This is a genomic window from Pseudanabaena mucicola FACHB-723, from assembly GCF_014696385.1.
Taxonomy (GTDB): Bacteria; Cyanobacteriota; Cyanobacteriia; order Pseudanabaenales; family Pseudanabaenaceae; genus Pseudanabaena.
Window position 1 is genome coordinate 216257 of record NZ_JACJQB010000002.1, and the last position, 18114, is coordinate 234370.

Sequence of the window (18114 nt, forward strand, 5' to 3'; positions counted from 1 at the left end):
TTAAAAATGTTTAAAAGGGAAAGCTCGGAAAACTTGGAATAGGAATACTTGGTGTAGGAATATTAGGAATAGAAATAGGAAAGTTAACATTAGGGAATAGATTGCTAAACGCAGAGCGCACATTATCGATTCCCGGAATTTGACTGCTAAAGCCTTGAAACAAATTGCCTTGCAATAAACTCACAAACTCATCGGCAGTGAGTTTCTCGATGATGCCAACTTCGCCCTGCCGATCAACCTCGACTTTTTCACCAGCTTGCAACACAACTTCATCTTGATCTTGAGTTTCTGTCTCTAAATTCTGATCTGGCATCAGATCATCATCAAACTCCTTACCCTTGGGTGCAGTGCTTGGAGGGTTGGAAGATTTTTGATCTAAGGGAGAGATAGGCATTAATAGATTTGTATCGTCATCTGACTGATCATCAATATCTAAATCTTCTTCCTCAAACGTGGGGACGGCATTGCGCTTGACCACGACCGTACCCTCTAACACCTTCACTTCCTGATTGCCCGCCTCATCAATTTCCAAGACATAGGTTGTGCCGCGTACCCCCGTCGTGATCGAAGCCGAGCAAGCATTGACTGCACCGTTTATTAAAATTGTGCCTCGACTCAGCCGAGCGCAATCACCAATTTTCAAGACGGCATTTTTTGATAGCCTTGCCACTGCACCAGTATTAAACAAAAGGGCTGTTCGCGAATTGCCTGTCCGCACCTGCTGCTGTTTGCGGGCAACATCCCTGAGTGCAGCTTGTTTGTTTTGAATAAAAACTTGATTACCATCCAAAATTTCCTGCACAGTCGCCTGTGTTGCTTGAGCCGATGCTGGGGCAATCTGCGGCGTAGCTAAGGAAGCAACACATAAACTTGTCAGAAAAAAGGCAAGGCGCTTTTGGTGAGATATTTTCCTAGGATTTTGCAACGTTGTTTCTAAAATATGCTGTGAAAAATTTTGTGAAAGATGTGATGCAGACATATGTGTTGGTTCTCCACAATTTAGCTTGAGAAAAGGTTTAATAGTTTGAAGGCTATCTTGATCGTTATGATCGTTAAACCGCACAGACAGTTACATCATGCAAAAGGTTTCATCAGTATCTCAGATACTCCTGCCCAATGTTGCGATCGCAACAGATCAGGTCAGCTACCAGACTAAGTTTCGGACACTTTTATCAAATATATCGGTTGCGATCGCAAAAGGTAGCAAAACTGCTGTAATTGGTGCAACAGGCTCAGGTAAAACCACATTTTTGCGCTTGCTAAATCGCCTCACCGATCCATCGGTTGGCACAATTTCCCTCAATGGTAAAAACATCCAAGATATTCCCATTCAAACCTTGCGACGACGAGTGTTACTTGTTCCCCAAGAACCAAGCCTGTTAGGCATGACTGTTGCCGAAGCAATCACCTATCCCCTCAAACTACAGAAATTTCCCCAGCATGAAATTGATCTGCGATCGCAAAAATGGCTAGAGAAACTACAAATTGAATCAAAACTATTAAATCGCTCCGAACTAGAGCTATCCCTTGGTCAAAGACAATGGATAGCGATCGCCAGAGCCTTAATGCTCGAACCAGAAATATTATTGCTTGATGAGCCAACATCTGCCTTAGATCGTGGGCTTTCACATTTATTACTAGAAATCTTAACCGAGTTAACCCAATTACCAGATCCCGTTACCGTAGTAATGATCAATCACCAACTCGATTTAGTACAACCATGGTGCGATCGACTTATCTGTCTGCATCAAGGGCAATTAACTCAAGATGCTGAGGCTAATCTGGTCAATTGGCAAGACATTGATAACTTATTAAAACGAAACCCTCTTTCTCAACCAAGTGATCAATTTGATCAAGAAGAAGAATGGGACTAGCCAATTTTATAGGTTTGATCGCGTCCCAATTCCTTCGCTCGATACAGAGCATAGTCCGCCGCCGTCAGCAATATCGCAGGGCTAGAGTCAACAATCGGGATCAAAGATGTTACACCCATACTCAAAGTTACAAACTTACTCACCGCAGAATCTTCATGGGGAATTTTCAAATCCAAGAGATCTTGGCGAATTGCCTCAGCAATCTGCATCGCTCCATCAATATCCGTATTCGGCAATACCACCACAAACTCCTCACCACCATAACGTGCTGGCAAATCCGCAGGACGACGCACTGACTGCTTAATAACCATGGCAACCTTGCGTAAGCAGTCATCACCTGACACATGCCCATAGGTGTCATTATAGTTTTTGAAAAAATCAATATCACACATAATCAAAGACAACGGTAGTTGCTCCCTTGCCAATCTAGGCCACTCTTGTTCTAAATACTCATCAAAACAGCGCCGATTTGCAATCTGGGTCAAACCATCCATATTAACGAGTCTGCCTAGTTTCTCATTTGCTTCTTGCAGCAAAGTTTCGGCAATGATGCGATTACTAATCTCCAGTACCAGTCGCTCATTTTGTTCCTGCAATTGCTTTTGCAGTCTGCGTAAGGTTAGCTGGTTCTCAATTCGAGCCAATACTTCCGCAAGTTGAAATGGTTTAGTGATGTAGTCAACTCCACCGACTGCAAAAGCCTGCACCTTATCCAACACCCCATCACGCGCACTAATAAAAATTACAGGAATTTCAGCAGTGAGTGGATTTGACTTTAACTGAGTACAAACCTGAAACCCATCCATATTAGGCATATTAATATCTAATAAAACCAAGTCGGGGGCTTCTCTCTCAATATCTATCAAAGCTGCTGCACCACTATCCACACCGCGAGTATCGTAGCCTTTGCGGGTTAGCATCGTAACTAGCAAATGCAAGTTGGGTGGCGTATCATCTACGACTAGAATGTATTCTTTTTTAAGCGCAGATTCGGGCGATTGCATTTTTCTAAGAGCAAGACATCTTGGGCTTGCTTGGCTATTTTATCAAGCATTTAATTACAGAATAGCAGGGAGAATCGCTGCCAACTGAAAACTTAGTCTTTTAGACTTCTCTCAAGTTTTTGAGTGGGAAGAGAGTAAAATACACTGGTATGGTTAAGACTTTCGCGAAGTCTGTTACAAGTTTTTTTAGTTTCATAGTGTTAGCTAATGAGTAGTACATCTCAAAGAATCGATCTCTCTGGAAGTGCTTTGGGGATGGTCTCAACTATTAGTTTTCCTGCAATTGTTGGTACTGCTGACATGATGCTCAAATCAGCAACCGTCAGACTAGTTGGCTACGAAAAAGTTGGCAACGGCTTCTGCACAGCAATTGTCCGAGGGCAAATTACCGATGTGAGAATGGCAGTAGAGGCTGGAGCCGAAACTGCGAAAGAATTTGGGCAGTTAGTTTCTACGATTGTGATTCCGCGTCCCTATCCTAATTTAGAAGCAATTTTACCAATTAGCACCCGCTTGAGTCAGCTTACCGACGGTAGATATAGTCGCCTTAGCAATCAAGCCATTGGCTTGCTAGAAACTCGCGGATTTCCTGCCATGGTCGGTGCTGCCGATATGATGCTCAAATCATCGGATGTGCATCTAGCGGGCTATGAGACCATCGGTGCAGGGCTATGCACGGCAATTATTCGCGGCAATGTTGCTGATGTTGCGATCGCAATCGAAGCAGGCATGTATGAAGCCGAACGAATTGGGGAATTCCATACATTAATGATTATTCCTCGCCCTCTCGACGATCTCGAAGAAACCTTGCCCACATCGGAATATTGGATTGAGACTCCGATCCCCGTAAATATACCGATGATGGCATTACAGCAACAAGAGCAAGAATTGGTGCAGTTACCAAACTTAGAAATTGCTGAAGTCGAAACTATCCCTCTTAATGTCCCTCTTAATGATCGTTAATCTGCGATCGCATTAGTGAACAGCAAATTGGGGATCAAGTGACCCCAAATAAATTGCAAATAAGCCAGATTTATATACGTTATTTAGATTTATCATGACGGCTTATATTGTCAAATGTACCGCCACTCGTTATCGTATATATAAAGATAGATTTGGATATATTTATATTATTCATTTTCTCTGATTGTTCAGGTTTATAATGGCTATATCTTTAGTAATAAATACTTATCTACTACTTTATTGAAGTAATTAGTTAAGAAATGCGTTACAACAGAAAGTCATAAATATCTGGAAATTAGCTGCGAAAAGCCATCTGCCATAAAGCAGGGGCATAAAGTGCGCCGAGCGTCATCTCATTTTTATTTTGTATTAAAAATTTAAAATTTGATGTTTGAAGCGAACCGATCGTAGCTAAGATCAATAGTTGCGCTCGTGCATCTACATATGATTGATAGATAAATCGCGAGAACTTCAATTTTTTAGAGATTCGTAAGGATACTGGCTTAAATTATGCCAATCGGTATTGGAATGATCGAGACTAGAGGCTTCCCCGCGATCGTAGAAGCGGCGGATGCCATGGTCAAGGCAGCTCGCGTTACCCTTGTGGGTTACGAAAAGATCGGTAGTGGACGGGTAACTGTCATCATCAGAGGTGATATCTCTGAGGTGAGAGCATCCATCGACGCTGGTGTTGATGCTGCAAATCGTGTCAATGGGGGCGAAGTTGTTTCGACCCACACTATTGCTAGACCACACGAAAACCTAGAGTATGTCCTACCTATTCGCTACACGCGAGAAGTAGAACAGTTTGCTTTTTAAACATGACTTTTGGCAACTATTTTTGTAATTATCTCAAAAAGATTTTTCCAAAAAAGTATCAAAAGACTAAATTTTCACTATTTTCATTATTTGTTTTTTAGGAGAACATTAATTATGGCGATCGCAGTTGGAATGATTGAAACCCTTGGTTTCCCTGCCGTTGTAGAAGCAGCAGATGCCATGGTCAAGGCAGCTCGCGTAACCTTAGTTGGATACGAAAAGATCGGCAGTGGTCGTGTCACCGTTATCGTTCGTGGTGATGTATCCGAAGTGCAAGCTTCAGTAGCAGCAGGTACTGAGTCTGTCAAGCGTGTCAACGGCGGACAAGTTCTTTCCACCCACATCATTGCGCGTCCTCACGAAAACCTCGAATACGTTCTACCTATTCGCTACACCGAAGAAGTCGAGCAGTTCCGTGACAATGTTAACTCCATCCGTCCTATGAACCGCCCATAGTTAGGGCTTAACTAGCGCGATCATGCTCTGCTTAACGAGCGATCGCACTGGTTTAGCAATTGACTTGCTAGCGCATTCATCACCATTCACGTACTTATAACAATATGCAAATCGCTAAAGTTTGCGGTACGGTCGTCAGTACCTACAAAGAGTCCAATTTGTCTGGGACTAAGTTTTTGCTTTTGCAATTAGTTGATCTGCAAGGTCAACTACTCCCCGACTATGAAGTTGCCACTGATACAGTTGGTGCTGGCGTAGATGAGTGGGTACTGTTTACCCGTGGTAGTGGCGCAAGACAAGTGCTAAACAGCGAAAACCGTCCGATTGATGCCGCAGTGATTGCCATCATTGACACAGTTAGTCTCAGCGATCGTACTCTCTACAGCAAAAAATATAGCGAGAGAATGCAATAGTACGCATCTACACTAATTTCAGAGTATTGCCCAAAGCATTGCCTAGATCTAATTAGATGCAATCTAAATCTTGAATGAGCAGCGCTAGTAATTAATAGTTCTTAATAGTTCTCCGATGTTGTAGCTTAAGTTGTTATTTGGAGGAGTGCTTCTAAGGTACTTATATTCTTGGTTTTGATGACCCAGTTATTAAGTAAAGCCTAGAAGTACAGATTCACTATGGTAGTTAGTAGCTTTGCTGCCCCCCCTACGCCTTGGTCTAGGAAATTGGCAGAACCCACAATTGACCCATCCGCCTACGTTCATTCTTTTTCCAATCTAATTGGGGATGTTCATATTGGCGCTAATGTTTTGATTGCTCCTGGCACTTCAATTCGTGCTGATGAGGGCAATCCTTTTCACATTGGTGATAGTACGAACGTTCAAGATGGAGTCGTTATTCATGGTCTTGAAAAAGGTCGTGTAATTGGTGGTGACGGGAAAGAATACTCCGTCTGGATTGGCGATCGCACCTCAATCACGCACATGGCTCTTATCCATGGGCCGGCTTTTGTTGGCAACGACTGCTTTATTGGGTTCCGCTCAACCGTATTTAATGCGCGAGTCGGTGACGGCTGCGTTATTTCTTTACATGCCCTTGTCCAAGATGTAGAAATTCCTGCGGGTAAATATGTTCCTTCTGGTGCAGTGATTACGACGCAGCAACAAGCCGATCTGCTACCGAATGTACGGGAATCAGAACAAAATTTTGCGAGTCATGTTGTCGGTATCAACGAATCCCTGCGACAAGGGTATCGCTGTGCTGCTGATATTGCCTGCATTACCCCGATTCGCCAACAACAGAACTCGCCGAAACCAAACAGCCACTCTGCTGAAGATCTTAATACGCGAATTAATAAGCAAGATTTTAATCAAATTAATCAAACCAGTCACAGTTTTACAAGCACAAATACAAACGCACAGAGGAACGAACCTATGAATGGGGATTTAGCACAGCAAATAAGACAACTTTTAGCTCAGGGCTACCATGTTGCCGCCGAGTATGCCGATGAGCGTCGATTCCGCACTGGCTCTTGGCAGTCCTGTGCAATTCCACACACATCTGAAGCCTCAACTGTAATTTCAGCAGTCCAAAATGCACTTGTGGAAAATGAAGGTGATTACGTCCGCCTATTTGGCGTTGATCCCAAGGCAAAGCGTCGCCTTTCAGAAACAATCATTCAACGTCCTAGCGATAAACCTGCGGTGATCAGTAATACCACCGCTGCTACAGCTAGCTATAGTGCGCCTAAGGCAACCTCTAATGGTGGTACTGCTAGTGCTAATAACACCGATGTTGCTGGTCAAGTTCGTCAACTGCTGTCACAGGGCTTCCGCATCAGCACTGAGTTCGCTGATGTGCGTCGTTTCCGATCTGGTTCATGGCAAACTGGTGCAGCCATCGATGCTACCAATGAGTCCAGTGTCATTGCTGCCCTCAATAATATTCTTGCTGAACATGAAGGCGAGTATGTCCGATTGGTGGGCGTAGACCCCAAGGCAAAACGTCGCGTTGTCGAAACAATTATTCAAAATCCTACTAGCGCTGCTGTCAGTATCGGTAATGCTAGTAGCAATGGCTCTAATGCGAGCTATAGCGCTCCTCGTGCAGGTAGTAATGGTGTAGCCAATGATGCCGCCACTACTATTAGCCAACTGTTGGCACAAGGTCATCGCATTAGTGTTGAGCATGCCGATGAGCGTCACTTCAGAACTACCTCTTGGCAAACTCTACCCGCAATTACCGCTAGCAATGCTGCGGCTGCGATCGCAATTTTAGAAAATTACATTGCTGAGTATAGCGATGAATATATTCGTCTAGTTGGCGTTGACACCAAGGCAAAGCGCCGCGTTGTGGAAATCCTCGTGCACCGTCCTGGTGGACAGCCCGTAACCGCGACCCGCACTGCCGTTAAGGTTAGCAATACTAGCAGCAATGGCTCCTATGGCGGAGCTGTTGGCAAGATCAGTGCCGAAATGATGTCCCGCATTCGTCAGCTTCTATCACAAGGCTATCGCATTGGCACAGAACATGCTGACGAACGTCACTTCCGTACTAGCTCTTGGCATAGCTGCTCACCCATTGCCGCAGCCAATGAGTCCGAAGTAATTCGTGCCTTAGAAGCCTGTTTAGCTGAGCATGGTGATGAGTATGTGCGATTGCTCGGTATTGATACCAAGGCAAAGCGTCGCGTATTTGAAGGAATTATTCAACGCCCTGCTAAATAGTGACTAAATTAATGCCTAATAGAGAACCTCGCTGTGCGAGGTTCTCTATTAGGATCACAGAAAGTGTAACAACGATTTTGTGAATCAAAACTCAGTAAAGCTTTTTAAAACTAAAAATGGCTACGCCATTTCTAGTTTCGGTATTTAGAGAATTTAGAAAAGAATGTAATGCAATCGAACTACCTACCACCTTTAGAACCGATCGGAGATTTTCGCTCCTACGTTTGTGGGGATGTAGTAATCGATCAAACTGCAGCAATTGCCGCAGGTGTACTGATCCAAGCCGATCAGGGGGGACGCATCATGATTGCTGCTGGTGTTTGTATTGGCATGGGTGTGGTACTTCATGCCCAAGGTGGAATTCTAGAAATTGGGGCAGGGGCAAACTTAGGAGCGGGAGTCCTAGTTTATGGCACTAGCAAAATTGGTGAAGGCGCTTGTATCGGCGCTTCTAGTTCAATTGTCCGTGCTGTAATTGCCAAAGGCGCAATTGTACCTCCCTGTTCCTTAATTAGTGGGTTAGAACAAAGCAGTATAGAAAAAGAAGCAAGTCCTGCTATTGCTCAAGAATTACCCCCCCATAGCAATCCTACTTCCCCGACCAATTATTCCTTTACCCATACCTACTCACCCGCAACTCCTTTAAAAAATAACCCCAACCCTATTACCGAAATCCCCAATAATTCTGACAATATTATTGAACGCTCAACAACTGAAACCTATGTCCACACAAGCGTGACGGCAACTCCAGATAATATCGTTGCCAACTCCGTTGAGCGCACAGTTACGGAAACTCAAGTAGAAATTTCCGCTGAAAAATTTGCTGAATCCTCAAATATATCCGAGTCATCAGATATATCCGAGTCATTGGAAGATGAACCAGTTAATTCCAGTATTGATCCTGTAAGTGGTACTGATCTAGCAACCCTAACGGCAGCTAATTCAGCACAGGCTAAGGCATATGCTCAATCACAAATCAATCGCTACATCAAAAGACTGTATCCACAAAATTAGTTGGTTAAGTATTTCAGCATATCAATAAGCAAAAAGGAGTGCGCCCAAAAAGTGGGCGCACTCCTTTTTTGATGTGATCAAAATCATATAAAACTTGATGTTTAGATTACATTCTCATGATGGTTTACCGATTACTATTACTGTCAATCAAAGTAAATTCTGAAGCTAAGCTTACTTCACTAAATCTACAGGAAACAAAAAAGCCTGTGTCTTAGTCATTTGCTGCACTAAGTCAAACTTTGAACTAACCTGCGTGGGAGGAATGCAAAAGATGAATAGCACCTTTAGACTTAAATCTAGTATTGCTTTACTAGCTTTGGGAACTGCTATGCTTTTAGCCCCTAAACAACCCACAAGAGCGACATTATCAAATGCCATTAGGGCTTATCAACCTGCGATCGCAGCTTCCGCCGTTGGGGCAATCGCCACAACTATGTTGGATGAAATTGTCTAGGTATCAATTTATAAACCTAAAATCCAAAAACTAGAGTTAGCACATCTTCACAACTCTGGTTTTTAGGTTTTATATGGAGACAGCTATATAAAAAGGTAGAATATTAAAGAAGAATTTTGGCTTTGCTGAATAAGGGGCAATTTTGGAAAAAGGTACGCTAGTTGAAGTGAAATTGCATGGCGATCGTCGCCTTGTTGTGATTGATCGCCCTGAAGGCAAAAAACACTTTCAATCAATTGATGAAAATGGCAATACCCATACTATCCATCCTCGAGAAATCAACTACACCATCAAATCTAGTGGGGATGATGCAAGCTTCACCCATTCACAAATTCCCTCATTTTTACAAAAAGTTGAGAATTTTCTCGATCCATCCAGTCTCGAAGTGGCTTGGGAAATTCTCATTGAAGACAATCAGACAACTAGCCCTAAAGATTTAGCTAACCTACTTTTTTCCGAAAGTTCCGCAATTACCTCCTATGCCGCCTATTGCTTATTAAGTAATGACAAAATTTACTTTAAGCAAAAAGGAGATCTCTATGAGCCTCGTTCTAGCTCACAGGTGGCAGAGCTAAAACACCAAGCGGCAGCAGCAGCACAACGGGCAAAATTAATTGAAGAATTTCAAAATAAACTAACCACAAAACTTTCAGGCGAAGATGTTACTTGGACAACTAGCGATCGCAGTCGTTTAGATTGTCTAGAGCGCTATGCCCTCTATGGCGATGAATCATCCGATAAAGCGGCGGCACAAGAGCTATTGACTTTTGCCAAGCGCTCTAAAAATGAGCAATCAGCATTCCAAATGTTAGTAGATTTAGGCATTTGGAGTGAACATGAGAACTTAAATTTACTCCGCAGTCAAATTCCGATCCGCTTCGCCAATGAGTTAATTGTGGCAGCGCAAGAATGTCTAAACTCGCCAATTCCTGACAGTATGCAAGATCTACGGCAAGATCTTACCCATTTACATGTCTATACGATCGACGATATTACCACCACTGAAATTGATGATGGTCTGAGCATTGAGACTTTAGCTGATGGTAATAAGCGGATCTGGATTCACATTGCCGATCCAACGCGATGGCTTGATCCTGAGAGTCCTCTAGATAAGGATGCGCGTAAACGTGGTACGAGTGTCTATCTACCAACGGGAGTGATTCCGATGTTCCCCATTGAGTTGGCGGCAGGGCCAATGAGCTTAATTGAGAACAAAGTCTGTCATGCTCTGTCCTTTGCGGTTGATCTGGATGAAGTGGGCGCAGTCACCCACTATGAAATTGTAGCTAGCTTGGTTAAGCCGAACTATCGACTTACCTATGAAGATGTCGAAGAAATGTTGCAACTCGGTGTCGAGGACGATCTTGAGCGTCTTGCTGATTTTGCGAGATTGCGAAAAAAATGGCGGGTTGCTCAGGGGGCAATCGAAATTCATTTACCTGATACAAGTGTTAAGGTCGATTCTAAAAATGGCGATCGCCTTACCTTAGAACTAATGGAGGACACTTTCTCGCGGCAACTAGTCGCAGAGATGATGATTCTGGCAGGAGAAGTCGCTGCCAAGTTTGCTCAAACCCATAGTATTCCGATTCCCTATCGCTATCAAGAACAACCTGAATTACCACCCCTAGACACCCTGATGCAGTTACCATCAGGACCTGTACGCGAGTTTGCCATTTGCCGATGTATGACTAAAGGTTCACTGGGTCTTTATGCCTCACGCCATTCAGGTTTAGGACTTGATGCTTATGCACAGGTAACTTCTCCAATTCGTCGTTATAGTGATCTACTAGCGCATTGGCAAATCAAAGCCTTTTTACGCAATGAGCCTTTACCATTTACGGCGGAGATGTTAACGGGTATTTTACAAGCAATCGATCCTGCAATCTGGGATGCCAATCAGGTTGAGAAGCAGTCGGTGCGGTATTGGAGTTTAGAATATCTGCGTCGCAACAAAGATGTGGTTTGGGAAGCCTTGATGTTGGATTGGTTACGTGAAAATGAAAAGCTTGCCCTCGTACTAATTGAAGATCTGGGCTTAAAGTTGCCGATGCGAATTAATCGACAAATTCAAGTTGGTGATAACTTGCGGATTAAGACTGGTGAAGTTGACCCTCGCAAAGACATTATTTATTTTCAGGAGGCGCAACAATCTACTTCAATTCTAGAAATGGAAATGGAGCGAGATAGCGATCGCATAGAATCTGAAATGATAGACTTCTAAAAATTGTCTAATTAGAAATTCTAGCGTTCTACCATAACATTGTTGTTAGTGGCTTCAATATCGCGCTCTTCTTTATAGAGACTAGCTGGCTCGCCACACATCGATCGCAATTTATCGACAAACATCGAAGTTTCTGCGAGTAAAGTCATATTTGCGTAGGCTGACTCATACACCAGTGAATATTCAGATGTTGATGTTGATCGGGGGGCTATTATTGATGTGGTTGTTCCCGATGGCATGGTGTGGCGGGGATACTTAAAGGGGCTGTGGGAGTTAGTAGTTTGTTTACCTAGGTTCCCTAGCATTGCTCGTTTGGGGAATGGAATTGGTGAGATAGCCTCACTAACTGGCCGAAAGGGGGCAATTTCTGTAATCGCCGCATCTTGTACAGAAGTGCGTGGAGGTGTGTAATAAATGCGATCTTCGTAAATTACAGCGACATCGCCACAGACTAAACGCTCAAACTCATGGTTGTAGCGGCAGTGAGGTTCCCCCTTACGCTGCCATAGTTGCAAAATTTGATTAACGGAAATTGCTTTATATCTACCTTGGAATAGTGATTCGATTACGGCTTGACGTACCCATTCAGGTTTAAAAATGCGCCATGCATGGGTTAAATCTTGGATGCTATAGCCCCCAAGGTCAAAACTGTAGTGTTGCAAGAGTGCGATCGCAATTTCCATGGGGGCAATAATTTCTAAAATTATGTATCACGATCCTACATTTAAAAACGAGAAATGTGAAGGGGCTAAGCTTTTTTCTAGCAATTTTCACAAACAAACAGGCTACTCAAAGATATGAATAGCCTGCTTGTTTGCATATTTAGATCGCAAGATTATGCCTCTTACTGCAAGACAAGTTTGACGTTGGCATTGCTTAGCCCAGGACGCTTCACTTCAGTCAAAGCCTTGTTGACAGCATACTTCTGGTTGATTGAGTTGATCAGCTCAGTCTGATTGTGCTTTTTGGCAACACCCCAAAGATCGGCAATTAGATCAAAGGAACCGTCAGCATTGCGCGACCAACCTAAATCATAATCACCTTCAAGGGTTGCCACGATGTCGGCACGAATGCGTTGGCTGTTATAGCCACGAACATCAGCTTCAGTCTTAACACTGATACCTAAATCGCGCAAAGACGACTTGAGGACTTCGGCATCAGTAATTTTTGTGCGAAGTGTGCTGAAATGAGACATAATAGTTTTGCTCCTGTAAACAATTGTTAATTCAATGGTGAACTTGACGGTTGACTCAAACGGGAGACATAAGAGTGTTGGTGGTTCTTGCTCCTATGTTAGCTGCTAGATAGACTGTCTTTTGATAAGACATTCTTTAGAATCTAGCCTTAAACCTGCTGACTACGAAACAGCAGGACTAAGCTTTTTAAAACTCCATACGCTGATATTCAGCGATAGAGGTGGCGGCGGGTCTAGCCCGCATCCTTGCCCAGTCACGCAAAGCAGCAACCTGCTCTGTCATCGTGCGTGAGAGGGGAGTTGTTGATTTCACAGCCGAAATGATGTCTAGCTGTGTAAACTCCCGATCTTGGGCAAAAGCTTCATACATGGCAGCAATGACTGCCTGTTCAATTTCCGCCCCCGAAAAACCATCGCTTACTTTCGATAGTTGTTCAAAATCGAATCTTTCTAATTTTTCAACATCTGGACGGCGCTTGCACAGATGGATTTTGAAAATGTCTCTGCGCTCTTCACTGTTAGGTAAATCCACAAAGAACAACTCATCAAAACGGCCTTTGCGAAGAAATTCACTGGGCAGTTTTTCGATACGGTTGGCAGTTGCCATTACAAATACAGGAGATTTCTTTTCCTGCATCCATGTCAGGAATGTACCAAAGATCCGCGATGATGTGCCACCATCGGAATCTGCCGAACCTGCTCCACCTGCAAAGGCTTTATCAAGTTCATCGATAAATAGGATCATCGGTGAAATCGATTCAGCAACCTTGAGCGCATTCCGAAGATTTGCCTCTGACTTGCCGACGGTGGAGCCATCGTAGACTCGTCCCATATCCAGACGAATTAAGGGTAATGACCATAGCCGCGCTGTAGTTTTGGCAATCAAAGACTTTCCACATCCTGGTACGCCGAGAATCAGCATTCCCTTTGGCTGAGGCAATCCGTAATTTCTAGCCCTCTGACTAAAGGCATTAGAGCGCTGTTGCAACCAGTGTTTTAGCTCTTCAAGTCCCCCAACATCATTAATGTCTTCTTCATCCTCCATATATTCGAGGATGCCATTACGCCGAATTAGTTGTTGCTTCTCAGAAAGTACGATATCAACTTCTTCTTCAGTGAGCTTGCCATTAGTGACTCGCGCTTTGCGATAGACTTTTTCAGCTTCGTCTTGAGTTAGACCTAAAGTTGCTCTGACCAGTTTTTCGCGGGTCTCAGCAGATACTTTTTTGGTGTGGACTTGGTTTAGTTGTTGATCGAGAACTTCTTCGATCGTTTTCATATCTGGTAGAGGAAAATCGAGAACGACAACTTCCTTTTCCAGTTCGATGGGAATGTACTGGACAGGCGACATCAAAATAATGGTCTTTTGAGTGCCTTTAAAATTTGCGATCGCATCACGTAGACAGCGAACCGTTACTGGGTGATCTAAGAAAGGATGCATATCTTTAAAGATATAAATTGCAGCATCTTTCTGATCATTGCGAGTAATCCACTTCAGAGCGGCTTCCGCCGATTCGGTATTGTGCTGTGCTGCACCTGTAGTTTGTCCATACTCAATGAGTCCGTGGGTGACAGTCCAAGTAAACATGCGTCGGACTGGCTTCATTTGCGAGATGCTGGCGATCGCCCGTTCTGCTCTTTCTTCCTCTGGAGTGTTGAGGTAGATCAAGGGATATTGGGCTTGAATTAAAATGCTAAGTTGTTCTTGCATATAGTAATACCGAGGGTTATACCTCTGTCCTCACCTTGTCTACAGGAAAAAAGTATCTGGAAAGTTAGATGATAGAAACTAGCTCTTCATCCGTGCTGTCAGCTTTGCCAACAGTGACGGGTAAAGTCTGGTTTCGATTGCCCCCGATTGCTAGCAACTCACCATCACGGATAACAACAGTCTGAGAACAGCTCGGACAGTTATAGGTTTGGTGGGTATGCCCAATACCAGAAGATTCGACAATATCTGCATGAGCTAAGTAAAAGCTAATTGCTTTTTCTGCCAATTCTGACATCGAATCACCATCAATAGCTGAACGGATTTTAAGCTGTTGATGTAGTCGTTCGGGGAGATAGAAGGTTACCTTTTGCTTGTCTTGCATAGTGGTTAAGAACAATGAATACCCGGGTATGCAACTAAACTACAGGCAGAATCTGATGCTGTCAAGCCACTATACCGTCATGACAGCAATATCTTAATATTTGTTTACAAAACTCAGTTTTGTTCCTATGGCAAATCAAAACTCAAGAGATGCGTTGCGGCGCGAAGCGGCGCAACGCATCTCTTACATCGGGAAGGCAGTACATTCCCAAGAAACTTATAGAGAAACGCTATTGGATGGATTTATTTTGGGAAATGTATAGCTAATGACATTACTGTGATTTACAGGAACAAAGAGGTAAACAACTTAGTCCTGATCTATGTAATCTGCAATACAGCATCACACAATTAAGACATCTAGGGATTGAGCAAATATAAGCTGAAGTCTAGTTGTTACAAAGGTAATCAAGTTTGCTATCTGTACAATGCTTCGCAATGAACGCATTTCATCTTGAATGGAGTCAGTTATGGATATTCACAAATTCAATAGTCAGTCAGTAATGACTAAATTGGGTTGGGGGGCTTTGACAATGATCCCTGTTGTGTTTGCGATCGCAGTACCAAGTTTTGCTCAGAGCGTAGTCTCCTTAGGGCGCAATTTTCGTCCTGATCCTGTAGCGATGCAGGCAAGCAGTGGGGGGAATATCAGTCTTGCCAGTATTGCGGGGATTGCTGATAATTGCCGAGGGTTTGCGAACACCTTACCAAACCACACAATTAATCTAACTGAAACATTTCCGATGCTTGATTTGTTGGTTTATTCCAACAATATTAATGATGATCCAACCATGCTGATTAAAGGCCCGAATGGTATTACTATTTGTGCTGATGACGAATCGGGAGGTCGTAATCCTCAAATTAGTCGTCGTCTGCCTAAGGGTAGTTATCAGGTTTGGGTTGGCTCCAAGACTGCTAATCAGCAGTTTAGTTATACATTGTCAGTGAGTGAGATACGTCAAAAATGAAACTGTTGAAATTGCCAATGACTTTGCTCGGATTGGCGCTAGCACCGATCTTAATATCAGTTGCGCCAACCATGAGCCAAGAGGCTTTAAAGCCAATTTCGCCAAAGTTTAGCCCTGACCCTCAAGTTTATGCTGGGCAAACAGGGGGCGATGTGCCTTTGCAGTCACTTGTGATCGGTCAGGCTGATGGCAAGTGCAAAGGAGTAACACAGCAAAGCCCCAGTCACTCTTTGACAATACAGAAAAATTTTGGATATTTGAATTTAAAAGTATTAGGCGATCGCAATTTATCTTTGTTAGTCAAAGGTCCCGATGGTATTTACTGTCGTAGTGGGAAAAGCCCTGAATTGGCAGGCGCTTGGTTAGCAGGGAAATATTCCATTTGGGTTGGCTCTGTCGATGGTGCGCCCACAAACTATAAATTGTCAATCAGCGAAACTAGCCAGTAATATGCCATCTTTTACTGAATTAACCTAAAAATGCTGATTGCACGCGGCGCGTGCAATCAGCATTTTTAGATCTTGGATAGATTCCAGTAAGGTAATTGCTGGTTTGGTTCGACTCTTGTACCCTTGACTCCTTTCTGAGCAAAGGCATATTCCTTGTTTTGCCATAGCGGAATAAACGGTACATCCTGAGCCAAAATGAGTTGAATTTTTTGGAGAATCTGTAAACGCTTGTTTTGATCAAGCTCTTTACGTTGGGCGGCAATTAACTGATTGACCTCTGGATTGCTATAAAATGAGCCTTGAAATTGACTACTACCCTTGGTACAGCGACCAGCTTCAGCTTCTTCACATTCTAAGAATGGTTTGATGTAATTGTCGGCATCAAGGATGTCTGGAATCCAATCTAACAGATAGGTCGGGTAGACTCCCTTATCGATAAAGGCATAACCGACAGTGTTTTCAACTCGTTCGGTTTTGATTTGCAAAATTTTGCCAACATTTTTTTGGATTGATGCTCTCAGGGTGCTAGCAATCAAGTCACCATTGCCACCATATTTGGGAGAATACCAAATTGAAACTTGGACAGGGTTCGCGTCGCTATAGCCAGCAGACTCTAGGAGCTGTCTGGCAAGTTTGCCATTGCCATCGGAGCCATAACGCTCGGCAAAGACAGGTTGGGACTCCGTAAAAGAGCTAGGAATAAGACTATAGAGCGGGGCGCGTTGATTGAAAAAGATGCGTGACTCTAGAGTGGGGCGGTCAATGGCGGCGGCGAGGGCTTGACGGACACGGACATCATTGAGTGGTGGCTGTTGGGTATTGATCACCATGTAGAGGATGGTTGCACCTTGACCAGAGGCAATTGTCCAGCCATTCTCTTGCGCGTTGGCTTGGACATTCTTGACTTGCGTTGGGGTCAAGGTTTGAAAGGCGACATCAACAGCACCTGTTTTGAAGGCATTCAGCAGATTGGAATTGGAAGAGAAAAATTGGATGTCAACTCCCTTATTGACTGGTTTATTGCCCCAATAGTCAGGAAAAGCATCAAGGCGCAGGTAGCTGCCTTCTACAAACTGAGTGACTTGATAGGGCCCTGTACCAACTAGCTTGTCGGGGAGAAAAGAAAGTGCGCCTGTTTTTTCATCTTTGATATTTTTATATACCTGTGGTGATACTGCGGCAGCTCCTGTAAAGGCAAGGAATTTCGGAAAAAATTGCAGGGGTTGTTTGAGTTTGAAAACCAGCTCAGTTGCACTAGGCGCAAGGATTTCCGCGATTACATCACCTAATATGTATGATGGTGTTCCCTTGGCATTAATAAAACGGTCTAGGGAAAATTTCATCGCATAGGCATTGAAATTAGTGCGATCGTGAAACTTAATGCCAGTACGGACGGGGATGGTATAGGTCAGACCATCTTCGCTCACCTTAGGCATGTCAGCCGCTAGCTGAGGAACAATTTCGTTAGAGCCTTCTTTGTAGGTATAGAGGCGTTCGAGGGTGTTGTAAAAAACGTTGCTGATAAAGAATTCGTTGGCATCGGCAGGATCAAGGGTGCGAATTTTGCTAGTTGTGCCTAAAACTATCCGCTCATTTGTGCGATCGCTAATTCCCAATTTATTGCTATTGATCGCTTTACCATTGTTGATGTTGTTACAAGCAACTAGGGTGGTTAGGGTAATTAGGGCGATTGCAAACCAAGTAAAAGAGCGACGCAGCAAATATTTCATTGATCTGTTTAGCCGAAAGTATAACTGGATGTCTTACTGCTAAATCTTCTCACAATGTCGGAACGATTTTATGGTTTCTCAAGCCAAACCGTAAGGGCAGTCAACGGATGGTCTTTACCGTAAAGGATTTGTATTTTAAACTTTGCTATTCTAGATTATCTTCGCTCACTGGAGAAATTGATGCTGCGTATTCT

General features: G+C 43.6%; 19 protein-coding genes. 12 read left to right on the forward strand and 7 right to left on the reverse strand.

Annotated elements, in window-relative coordinates:
* Positions 1 to 10: 10 nt before the first annotated feature.
* Complete coding sequence (locus tag H6F41_RS02580; protein ID WP_190401903.1) at positions 11 to 979, reverse strand: FecR family protein; 969 nt, start codon at positions 977 to 979, stop codon at positions 11 to 13.
* 97 nt (positions 980 to 1076) lie between these two features.
* On the opposite strand from H6F41_RS02580, the gene H6F41_RS02585 reads away from it, so the two are divergent.
* On the forward strand, positions 1077 to 1874 hold the full coding sequence (locus H6F41_RS02585) for an ABC transporter ATP-binding protein (protein ID WP_190401904.1): 798 nt from the start codon (positions 1077 to 1079) through the stop codon (positions 1872 to 1874).
* Here H6F41_RS02585 and H6F41_RS02590 read toward each other — a convergent pair.
* Entirely contained in the window at positions 1871 to 2878 is a 1008-nt protein-coding gene (locus H6F41_RS02590; protein WP_190401905.1) for a diguanylate cyclase domain-containing protein, read from the reverse strand. The genes H6F41_RS02585 and H6F41_RS02590 overlap by 4 nt on opposite strands.
* Positions 2879 to 3085: 207 nt before the next feature.
* On the opposite strand from H6F41_RS02590, the gene H6F41_RS02595 reads away from it, so the two are divergent.
* The 8 genes from H6F41_RS02595 to H6F41_RS02630 all read left to right on the forward strand — a co-directional run bounded on the left by H6F41_RS02595 (position 3086) and on the right by H6F41_RS02630 (position 11489).
* Positions 3086 to 3841, forward strand: a complete 756-nt coding sequence (locus H6F41_RS02595; protein WP_242022882.1) for a carbon dioxide-concentrating mechanism protein — start codon at positions 3086 to 3088, stop codon at positions 3839 to 3841.
* A 510-nt stretch (positions 3842 to 4351) separates the two neighbouring features.
* Positions 4352 to 4660, forward strand: coding sequence for a carbon dioxide-concentrating mechanism protein CcmK (locus tag H6F41_RS02600; protein ID WP_190401906.1), 309 nt, complete (start codon positions 4352 to 4354; stop codon positions 4658 to 4660).
* A gap of 114 nt (positions 4661 to 4774) precedes the next feature.
* Positions 4775 to 5116, forward strand: a complete 342-nt coding sequence (locus H6F41_RS02605) for a carbon dioxide-concentrating mechanism protein CcmK (protein ID WP_009625736.1) — start codon at positions 4775 to 4777, stop codon at positions 5114 to 5116.
* 104 nt (positions 5117 to 5220) lie between these two features.
* On the forward strand, positions 5221 to 5529 hold the full coding sequence (locus H6F41_RS02610) for a EutN/CcmL family microcompartment protein (protein ID WP_190401907.1): 309 nt from the start codon (positions 5221 to 5223) through the stop codon (positions 5527 to 5529).
* Between the two features lie 219 nt (positions 5530 to 5748).
* Complete coding sequence (locus H6F41_RS02615; protein ID WP_190401908.1) at positions 5749 to 7797, forward strand: ribulose bisphosphate carboxylase small subunit; 2049 nt, start codon at positions 5749 to 5751, stop codon at positions 7795 to 7797.
* Between the two features lie 168 nt (positions 7798 to 7965).
* Positions 7966 to 8811 (forward strand): LbetaH domain-containing protein, encoded by an 846-nt coding sequence (locus tag H6F41_RS02620; protein WP_190401909.1) that lies wholly within the window; start codon positions 7966 to 7968, stop codon positions 8809 to 8811.
* A gap of 271 nt (positions 8812 to 9082) precedes the next feature.
* The gene (locus tag H6F41_RS02625; RefSeq protein ID WP_190401910.1) at positions 9083 to 9265 is read left to right on the forward strand and encodes a hypothetical protein; all 183 of its coding nucleotides are present in this window, start codon (positions 9083 to 9085) and stop codon (positions 9263 to 9265) included.
* 142 nt (positions 9266 to 9407) lie between these two features.
* Positions 9408 to 11489: a ribonuclease catalytic domain-containing protein gene (locus H6F41_RS02630; RefSeq protein ID WP_190401911.1), complete on the forward strand. Its 2082-nt coding sequence runs from the start codon at positions 9408 to 9410 to the stop codon at positions 11487 to 11489.
* A gap of 20 nt (positions 11490 to 11509) precedes the next feature.
* Here the strand turns inward: H6F41_RS02630 and H6F41_RS02635 are convergent, their stop codons facing one another.
* The 4 genes from H6F41_RS02635 to H6F41_RS02650 all read right to left on the reverse strand — a co-directional run bounded on the left by H6F41_RS02635 (position 11510) and on the right by H6F41_RS02650 (position 14777).
* The gene (locus H6F41_RS02635; protein ID WP_190401912.1) at positions 11510 to 12172 is read right to left on the reverse strand and encodes a hypothetical protein; all 663 of its coding nucleotides are present in this window, start codon (positions 12170 to 12172) and stop codon (positions 11510 to 11512) included.
* 161 nt (positions 12173 to 12333) lie between these two features.
* Positions 12334 to 12684 (reverse strand): DUF1257 domain-containing protein, encoded by a 351-nt coding sequence (locus tag H6F41_RS02640; protein ID WP_094535623.1) that lies wholly within the window; start codon positions 12682 to 12684, stop codon positions 12334 to 12336.
* A 187-nt stretch (positions 12685 to 12871) separates the two neighbouring features.
* Entirely contained in the window at positions 12872 to 14395 is a 1524-nt protein-coding gene (ycf46, locus tag H6F41_RS02645) for a stress-responsive protein Ycf46 (RefSeq protein ID WP_190401913.1), read from the reverse strand.
* 64 nt (positions 14396 to 14459) lie between these two features.
* On the reverse strand, positions 14460 to 14777 hold the full coding sequence (locus tag H6F41_RS02650; RefSeq protein WP_190401914.1) for a hypothetical protein: 318 nt from the start codon (positions 14775 to 14777) through the stop codon (positions 14460 to 14462).
* Positions 14778 to 14904: 127 nt separating this feature from the next.
* Between H6F41_RS02650 and H6F41_RS19100 the strand changes: the two genes are divergently transcribed.
* The 3 genes from H6F41_RS19100 (at position 14905) to H6F41_RS02660 (ending at position 16190) form a co-directional block, all read left to right on the forward strand.
* Complete coding sequence (locus H6F41_RS19100) at positions 14905 to 15039, forward strand: hypothetical protein (RefSeq protein WP_277873974.1); 135 nt, start codon at positions 14905 to 14907, stop codon at positions 15037 to 15039.
* A 204-nt stretch (positions 15040 to 15243) separates the two neighbouring features.
* The gene (locus tag H6F41_RS02655; protein WP_190401915.1) at positions 15244 to 15741 is read left to right on the forward strand and encodes a hypothetical protein; all 498 of its coding nucleotides are present in this window, start codon (positions 15244 to 15246) and stop codon (positions 15739 to 15741) included.
* Positions 15738 to 16190 (forward strand): hypothetical protein, encoded by a 453-nt coding sequence (locus H6F41_RS02660; RefSeq protein WP_190401916.1) that lies wholly within the window; start codon positions 15738 to 15740, stop codon positions 16188 to 16190. Before H6F41_RS02655 ends, H6F41_RS02660 begins: the two co-directional genes overlap by 4 nt.
* 65 nt (positions 16191 to 16255) lie before the next feature.
* On the opposite strand, the gene H6F41_RS02665 is transcribed toward H6F41_RS02660, so the two are convergent.
* The gene (locus H6F41_RS02665; RefSeq protein ID WP_190401917.1) at positions 16256 to 17920 is read right to left on the reverse strand and encodes an ABC transporter substrate-binding protein; all 1665 of its coding nucleotides are present in this window, start codon (positions 17918 to 17920) and stop codon (positions 16256 to 16258) included.
* Positions 17921 to 18114: the final 194 nt, after the last annotated feature.

Bases quoted from the DNA above. Each gene is read 5' to 3' on its own strand.
- H6F41_RS02580 (WP_190401903.1), bottom strand. From the start codon at position 979: ATGTCTGCATCACATCTTTCACAAAATTTTTCACAGCATATTTTAGAA.
- H6F41_RS02585 (WP_190401904.1), top strand. From the start codon at position 1,077: ATGCAAAAGGTTTCATCAGTATCTCAGATACTCCTGCCCAATGTTGCG.
- H6F41_RS02590 (WP_190401905.1), bottom strand. From the start codon at position 2,878: ATGCAATCGCCCGAATCTGCGCTTAAAAAAGAATACATTCTAGTCGTA.
- H6F41_RS02595 (WP_242022882.1), top strand. From the start codon at position 3,086: ATGAGTAGTACATCTCAAAGAATCGATCTCTCTGGAAGTGCTTTGGGG.
- H6F41_RS02600 (WP_190401906.1), top strand. From the start codon at position 4,352: ATGCCAATCGGTATTGGAATGATCGAGACTAGAGGCTTCCCCGCGATC.
- H6F41_RS02605 (WP_009625736.1), top strand. From the start codon at position 4,775: ATGGCGATCGCAGTTGGAATGATTGAAACCCTTGGTTTCCCTGCCGTT.
- H6F41_RS02610 (WP_190401907.1), top strand. From the start codon at position 5,221: ATGCAAATCGCTAAAGTTTGCGGTACGGTCGTCAGTACCTACAAAGAG.
- H6F41_RS02615 (WP_190401908.1), top strand. From the start codon at position 5,749: ATGGTAGTTAGTAGCTTTGCTGCCCCCCCTACGCCTTGGTCTAGGAAA.
- H6F41_RS02620 (WP_190401909.1), top strand. From the start codon at position 7,966: ATGCAATCGAACTACCTACCACCTTTAGAACCGATCGGAGATTTTCGC.
- H6F41_RS02625 (WP_190401910.1), top strand. From the start codon at position 9,083: ATGAATAGCACCTTTAGACTTAAATCTAGTATTGCTTTACTAGCTTTG.
- H6F41_RS02635 (WP_190401912.1), bottom strand. From the start codon at position 12,172: ATGGAAATTGCGATCGCACTCTTGCAACACTACAGTTTTGACCTTGGG.
- H6F41_RS02640 (WP_094535623.1), bottom strand. From the start codon at position 12,684: ATGTCTCATTTCAGCACACTTCGCACAAAAATTACTGATGCCGAAGTC.
- ycf46 (WP_190401913.1), bottom strand. From the start codon at position 14,395: ATGCAAGAACAACTTAGCATTTTAATTCAAGCCCAATATCCCTTGATC.
- H6F41_RS02650 (WP_190401914.1), bottom strand. From the start codon at position 14,777: ATGCAAGACAAGCAAAAGGTAACCTTCTATCTCCCCGAACGACTACAT.
- H6F41_RS19100 (WP_277873974.1), top strand. From the start codon at position 14,905: ATGGCAAATCAAAACTCAAGAGATGCGTTGCGGCGCGAAGCGGCGCAA.
- H6F41_RS02655 (WP_190401915.1), top strand. From the start codon at position 15,244: ATGGATATTCACAAATTCAATAGTCAGTCAGTAATGACTAAATTGGGT.
- H6F41_RS02660 (WP_190401916.1), top strand. From the start codon at position 15,738: ATGAAACTGTTGAAATTGCCAATGACTTTGCTCGGATTGGCGCTAGCA.
- H6F41_RS02665 (WP_190401917.1), bottom strand. From the start codon at position 17,920: ATGAAATATTTGCTGCGTCGCTCTTTTACTTGGTTTGCAATCGCCCTA.